Raw genomic sequence first — 5,678 nt, forward strand, 5'->3', positions numbered from 1 at the left:
AAAGGTGAAGCTATAAATAACTATAGTAGTGCTCAGATCATAGCGACTAATGATTGGATGAATCACTATCCACGAGCTATATTTAATGGACATTCGTCAATGGACATCTATCGTAAGGCCTTCTACCAAGAGATATCACAGCTCCACCAACCAATAATCAATTGGTCAGTATTATTTATTTGAGTCCAGTGGCTAACTTATTCTTGAAATTTAGGCCTAACAGATATTTTAGGGAGTAGTCATCTCGCCCAAAAGAAGCTTTTACTTCTTGAGAATAATTTTTTATTATTTTATTTAGTACTATTTCAACCACCGTTTTGAAGTTTTTAATTAATCCTTTTCGCTTTTCTAGAGAGAAACTATTATCAACATCGTACATGTTGCTTACATAATAATGTACGTAATTATTATCTAATTTACTGTGATGAATTACTTTACTATTGATTTTATAAAATCCTTTTATTGTGGTTTGGTTATTAGAGTTAAACTTACAATTACTAATTAATTTTGTTGTAGTATCTTCGAGCTGATCATTTAAATTTAATTTCATTAGACATTCAATAATAGTTCTTTCCGTTAAAATAAAAGACTTATAATCACCAAGCGAAAAGTATTTCACGAGATTTAATAATTCTATACTAATAATAGGAGAATTATTAGGTTTGAATTTTATTAAACTAAATTGTTTGAATAAAATTGCTTTTTTCAAGGAAAACCGAATGAATTCAATATCGTATGACTGTAATTTAAACTTTGAATGGTGTTGAATAATACTTAGACATTCATTGAGGTCTTTTTTTATATTATCTAAGTTAGTGAGTACCATTATAGGAATCCTTTTTACGCAAATATTCGTCAATAAACAAATAAAGCTTCTTCTTGTATTGATATATAGTAGGTTCGTCACTTTTATTAATAATTCTTGTGGTTCGAGCTATGATAGTTGTTCTACTTTTTATAACATAATCTTTATATTTGACCGAAAAGACTTCTTCTAAAAAAGAAACCGTATCAACATTATTTTTAAACAATTCCTTGGATAGCAAAACTTCACAAGCAATTCCAATAAGTTTGTATTTTGGAACGATTCTATTTTTTAATTCATTTCTAAATATAACTAAATTATTCATTTCGTTCTTTCTCACTTTCATTACCATTAGTGCGAGATATCAATTCTTCTGTTATCGCTTCAATATCGGCTAAAGATTCTTGGTATTTAGTTGGAAGTGTACCACCTGTAATTCCAACTTGAATATCGTTAACAATATGACTTTCAGAAGAAAAAATGTCAAGTTCATTAACTGCTTTTTTAGATTCAAAACTATGTTTGATGCGTTCTTGCTTTTTACCTATTCCTAAAGGAACCATTGTATATATTATTCCAAGGCATTTTAAGCTTAAATCTTGGGTATCTATTAATCCTTTGATAGAGTTCTGTAGTGAATCAATACCTGTTATTGAATATCTATCTATGCGATTAGGGATAACATAGTAATCAGATGCATATAAGGCACTGTCTGTATAAACAGTAAGAGTAGGGGGACAATCAATAATTATATATTCATAATTTCCTTTTAAATTATTATCTTTTAAGAATTTACTTAACCTATATATGAAAGAGTAGTCACTGGATCTATTTGCAAGCACTAGGTCTAGGTCACCACATATTATATCCAAATTACTTGTTAAATTTGTGATTAATTCGTTGGGAGTGGGACTCGAATACCCTTTAGACACGCTCGTTTGAGGGGTGAAAAGCTTATAAATAGTTTTTCCCATTTTTTTAATTTTTTCTGTATAGTAATTGTATTCACATGTGTCTAATAATTTTTTCGCTTGTGTTTTATTTATTTTTTCACGATTTTGAATTAATGAAATAGTTTCCCCTTTCTTATAAAAATCAAGTAATCCTTGGGTACCGTTAAATTGTGGGTCCATATCTATAAATAATGTTTTATGATTTTTGTAGTTTGCGAGATAATCAGCTACACCAATACTAAGTGTCGTTTTTCCAACTCCTCCTTTCATATTAATAAAACTAATTACTTTACAGTTGCTTTTTTTCTCTGACATTTTACGCTGATCCTTTCATTGAGCTTATAAATAATTCAAAATAAATGAAAATTGAGTAGTAGTCACGCAAAAGACCATTCCTAAACCAATATAAATTAAGAATAGACTAAGAAATGAGCGGTTACTTTTATATGCTTTTCCCCCTGATATGAAAAGTAGTACTCCTAAAATGAAGAAAATTACTCTTACAAAGGTCATCACCTTATTCACTTCCTTTCTTCAGAAAATACTTTTTTAGTTATGCTCCACACTCCCGTCATCCCCGACAGTAGCCGTGTTTAGTATGCAAAGCTATCGTCATCATCGAAATCAGGTTCGGGTGCAGGAGTACTGCTGCTTTGACTGTCCTGATCATCACTGGAACTATCATCGTCAGAATCGTTGTAGCTGTATTCGTCGGAGTCGTTATCACTGTCATCGTTGTAGTCGTTATCACTGTCGTCGTTGTAGTTGTTATTGCTGTCACTGCTGGAATCAGTGTCCGCATCAGTGTCGGTGTCGTCACCGTATTCCTCGTCATAAGCCAGCAGCCAACCCAGGATCACACCAAGCTCGAAGTTATCACCGTCACCATCATCGTCGCCGCTACCGCTTGCAGAACCAGAGCTGGCGGCATTGGCGTTAGATGGCTTGATGTTTGAAGCCTTAGTAGCATCACTGTTAACCGTTCCGCTGGTGATTGCGTCGAACTTAGTCTTTCCACCGATAGAAACGAATAAGAACTTCTTGTGGTTTTCTGGGTTCATCAGGACAAGGGCGACTCTACCAGCTGGCGTTTTAATCTTGGCTGAAAGCTTATTAATTTGCTTGGTAATATCTGCCCATTGGTCCTTATCGCTATACATTGATTGGGAAACCTTGTCTTCAAAGGCACTGTCTTTCTTTGGCGTAATGGTATAAACAGTCTTGGATTTCTTAGAAACGATTGCTCCTTTACCCAAAGCGTTTTGGACGTTGGTCTGGACGTAAGATGTAGTCGGATCAAAGGACAGCTTAATGGTGGTTGCATCAAACTTTTTGTTTACCTGTTGCTTAAAAGCGGCTTTATCTTTTTGACCCAAATTATCGGGATTCTTAACAGCAATAAAATGGTATTTCAGTTTGGTACCTTTTTTGGCGTTTTTGTTAGCTTGCAGCGGATCAACATATCCAGTGAACTTGCCATTCTCAACAACGGCGTGACCAGCCATAGAAGTATTACCACTAACAAGGTTATTTTTACCGTCGCTGTTGATGGCCATGACTTGGTAGCCGTCAGGGGCGGATGAGGTACCTTTGATCTTCATCAAACCTTGCTGGTAATCTTTACTTCCACTAGCAGGGGTGACCTTACTGGAAACCTCTGTACTATATGCTTTAACATTATTAATTTTCTTAGCGCATCCTGCTAAGCTCCCACACGTTAACAGAGCTGCGCAAATTAAACCTATCTTTTTCATTTTGTTTACTCCCCCCAAGAGTGATCTTATTTTGATTCTAGTAATTCAATGATTTTATCCAGCTTCTTGTTTTGCTCCTGAAGGTCGTGGTGGAGAAGGATAGCACCAGGTGTGCTGTAATCCGACGCACCACGTTTCATGCTTTCTGTTAATTCACTCAAAGCTTTTTTGTATAATTCATCTTCGCTAGTTTCCACATTGTTTTGAGTACCTTCGTGTGAAAATGGTCCCATTATTATTACTCTCTTTCTTCTAACAATTTTTTGATTTCGTCTAGTTTCTTTTCTAGTTGCTCGTTTTGCTTCTTAAGCTCAGCAATTTCATCATCCCCAGCTGACTTAGTAAAGTAGCCAGTGATACTGCTAGTAAGCATCCCAATTAACCCTATGCCAATCAGCATATTAATGACTGCTGCCAATTTACCGATGAGAGTCGTAGGAGAAATATCTCCGTAGCCAACAGTAGTGGAAGTAACAATGGACCACCATAAAGCAGTAGAGAAAGATACTCTTTCAGAAATGCAGTATAGGGATGATGCAATTAGAATTACTACGATACTTGCATAGAGGTAGTACAGCAAACCATTAATTTTTAGGAATTTTTCCAGCCGGCCGGCTAGTCCAACAAGCCGCAATATACGTAAGACTTTAAGCAATCTTAGAAGACGACCAATTCTAGCGAGTCGGAATACAGAGGAAACCTCAGTAGCAGGAATAATTGAAAGCAGATCAAAAATATTATCTTTGAAGAATTTCTTTTTATCTTTTGCACAAAAGAATCTTACAAAATAGTCAATGGTAAAAATTATTAAGATTGCGTCATCGATGGCAACATATGGCATAGAATTTATATTGATTGTGTGGGCATAATCTAAGCCAAGTAGGAGAATTGAAACAATGGCAAGCAACGCCATGAAAATATCGTAGATGTAGAATTTCGATTTTTTCATGATTACTAAATAATTACTACACCGCGGATAGCAAAATCGTTGTAACTATGAACATGAATATCCGGATATTTTTTATTTAAGGAAATCAGCTCAATATTCCCGTCAGCTAATTTAAGCTTTTTGACAAAGAAATTACCGTCAACTTCAGCAATAACAAATTGATTATTTCTTACTTCAGCTTTGTTGATTTTATTAACATAAATAATTTGGCCGTTATTGAATACCGGCTCCATAGAATCACCATTTACACGAACAGCAAAATCATGGTCAGGTACGTTTCCTTCTACTACAACTTCTTCTGGCTGGTCCTCATCCTCAGGAATATACTCGCCAGTACCAGCAGAAACCGCACCGTAAAGATATACAATATGCTTATTCTCACCAATTTTGGATGAATAAGCATTTTTTTGTTGAATTAATTGCTTGTTGGCATAATTAAATACATGCTTTTGTCGATTAGGAAGTAATTGCTCGTAAATATCAATCAATGCTTGCGAATTATTATCGGAAGTTGTTGAAGGGAAGAAGTCGTTGATACTAACGTGGAATATGCTTGCTAAGTCATACAAAGTATCTTGATTAGCTTTACGTGCGCCTGTTTCGTACCTGTTAACAGCAACACGTGATACGCCTAATTTTTCGGCAAGTTCTTCCGGCGTTAGATTTCTTGCTTCTCGCAATTTGCGAATCCTACTACCGACATAGGCAGCTAGATTTTCCATATCTATTCATCTCTTTTATAATCTTTTAACAATAGTATATCATTTCTGTACCATTTGGGTACTAAATTATAAAAAGAAGTAAAAAAGTATTGCTTTTGTACCATACTGGTACTATTATATTGTTGTACCGTAATGGTACTGAAAGGCGGTGAATATATTGCAACTAGTTCTCTATGATTTACGCAAGAATAAGAAGAAGATGACTCAAGCGGAAATTGCAAATTATTTAGGAATTTCTACTAAGACGTATCGCAGTAAAGAGTTAGGCAATTCTGAATTTACAATGGATGAAATGTTTAAGATTGCTAAGCTCTTCAACATGCGTATTGACGATATTTTTTTGCCCCGTGAGTACCACATTGGTACAAAAGGAACGAAATAATATTTTTACGGTGGTGAGGAGAATGAAACTAACAATAAAGGCTCTTTGTCAATCGGTAAGGATGAAGAGATTTTTGAGAACTAGACTAAGCCACTTTGGCTTTTGGTCTAGTT

8 protein-coding genes and 1 pseudogene are annotated in these 5,678 nt (G+C 35.0%); 2 read left to right on the forward strand and 7 right to left on the reverse strand.

Going from position 1 to position 5,678, the window contains the following annotated elements:
* Positions 1-183, forward strand: a pseudogene (locus QOS10_RS10285) (IS30 family transposase); the annotation flags it as partial.
* Here the strand turns inward: QOS10_RS10285 and QOS10_RS08830 are convergent.
* From QOS10_RS08830 to QOS10_RS08860, 7 genes are all read right to left on the reverse strand, one after another.
* Positions 176-709 carry a hypothetical protein gene (locus QOS10_RS08830; protein WP_283595110.1) on the reverse strand — a complete coding sequence of 178 codons (534 nt, stop codon included), beginning with the start codon at positions 707-709 and terminating at the stop codon, positions 176-178. The pseudogene QOS10_RS10285 and the gene QOS10_RS08830 overlap by 8 nt on opposite strands.
* A gap of 103 nt (positions 710-812) precedes the next feature.
* A complete protein-coding gene (locus tag QOS10_RS08835) occupies positions 813-1,130 on the reverse strand; it encodes a hypothetical protein (protein ID WP_283595112.1) in 318 nt (105 codons plus the stop codon).
* The gene (locus tag QOS10_RS08840) at positions 1,123-2,073 is read right to left on the reverse strand and encodes a ParA family protein (RefSeq protein ID WP_283595113.1); all 951 of its coding nucleotides are present in this window, start codon (positions 2,071-2,073) and stop codon (positions 1,123-1,125) included. The genes QOS10_RS08835 and QOS10_RS08840 overlap by 8 nt, the downstream gene beginning before the upstream one ends.
* Positions 2,074-2,351: 278 nt before the next feature.
* A complete protein-coding gene (locus tag QOS10_RS08845) occupies positions 2,352-3,359 on the reverse strand; it encodes a hypothetical protein (protein WP_283595114.1) in 1,008 nt (335 codons plus the stop codon).
* Positions 3,360-3,538: 179 nt separating this feature from the next.
* The gene (locus QOS10_RS08850; RefSeq protein WP_283595115.1) at positions 3,539-3,745 is read right to left on the reverse strand and encodes a hypothetical protein; all 207 of its coding nucleotides are present in this window, start codon (positions 3,743-3,745) and stop codon (positions 3,539-3,541) included.
* Positions 3,746-3,750: 5 nt separating this feature from the next.
* Entirely contained in the window at positions 3,751-4,461 is a 711-nt protein-coding gene (locus QOS10_RS08855; protein ID WP_283595116.1) for an ion transporter, read from the reverse strand.
* Positions 4,462-4,466: 5 nt separating this feature from the next.
* Positions 4,467-5,183: a helix-turn-helix domain-containing protein gene (locus QOS10_RS08860; protein ID WP_283595117.1), complete on the reverse strand. Its 717-nt coding sequence runs from the start codon at positions 5,181-5,183 to the stop codon at positions 4,467-4,469.
* A 157-nt stretch (positions 5,184-5,340) separates the two neighbouring features.
* On the opposite strand from QOS10_RS08860, the gene QOS10_RS08865 reads away from it, so the two are divergent.
* The gene (locus QOS10_RS08865; protein ID WP_283595118.1) at positions 5,341-5,565 is read left to right on the forward strand and encodes a helix-turn-helix transcriptional regulator; all 225 of its coding nucleotides are present in this window, start codon (positions 5,341-5,343) and stop codon (positions 5,563-5,565) included.
* Positions 5,566-5,678 lie beyond the last annotated feature (113 nt).

Origin of the sequence: Limosilactobacillus galli, from assembly GCF_947381495.1 — a bacterium.
Taxonomy (GTDB): Bacteria; Bacillota; Bacilli; order Lactobacillales; family Lactobacillaceae; genus Limosilactobacillus; species Limosilactobacillus galli.

Bases quoted from the DNA above. Each gene is read 5' to 3' on its own strand.
- QOS10_RS08855 (WP_283595116.1), bottom strand. From the start codon at position 4,461: ATGAAAAAATCGAAATTCTACATCTACGATATTTTCATGGCGTTGCTT.
- QOS10_RS08835 (WP_283595112.1), bottom strand. From the start codon at position 1,130: ATGAATAATTTAGTTATATTTAGAAATGAATTAAAAAATAGAATCGTT.
- QOS10_RS08840 (WP_283595113.1), bottom strand. From the start codon at position 2,073: ATGTCAGAGAAAAAAAGCAACTGTAAAGTAATTAGTTTTATTAATATG.
- QOS10_RS08850 (WP_283595115.1), bottom strand. From the start codon at position 3,745: ATGGGACCATTTTCACACGAAGGTACTCAAAACAATGTGGAAACTAGC.
- QOS10_RS08860 (WP_283595117.1), bottom strand. From the start codon at position 5,183: ATGGAAAATCTAGCTGCCTATGTCGGTAGTAGGATTCGCAAATTGCGA.
- QOS10_RS08845 (WP_283595114.1), bottom strand. From the start codon at position 3,359: ATGAAGATCAAAGGTACCTCATCCGCCCCTGACGGCTACCAAGTCATG.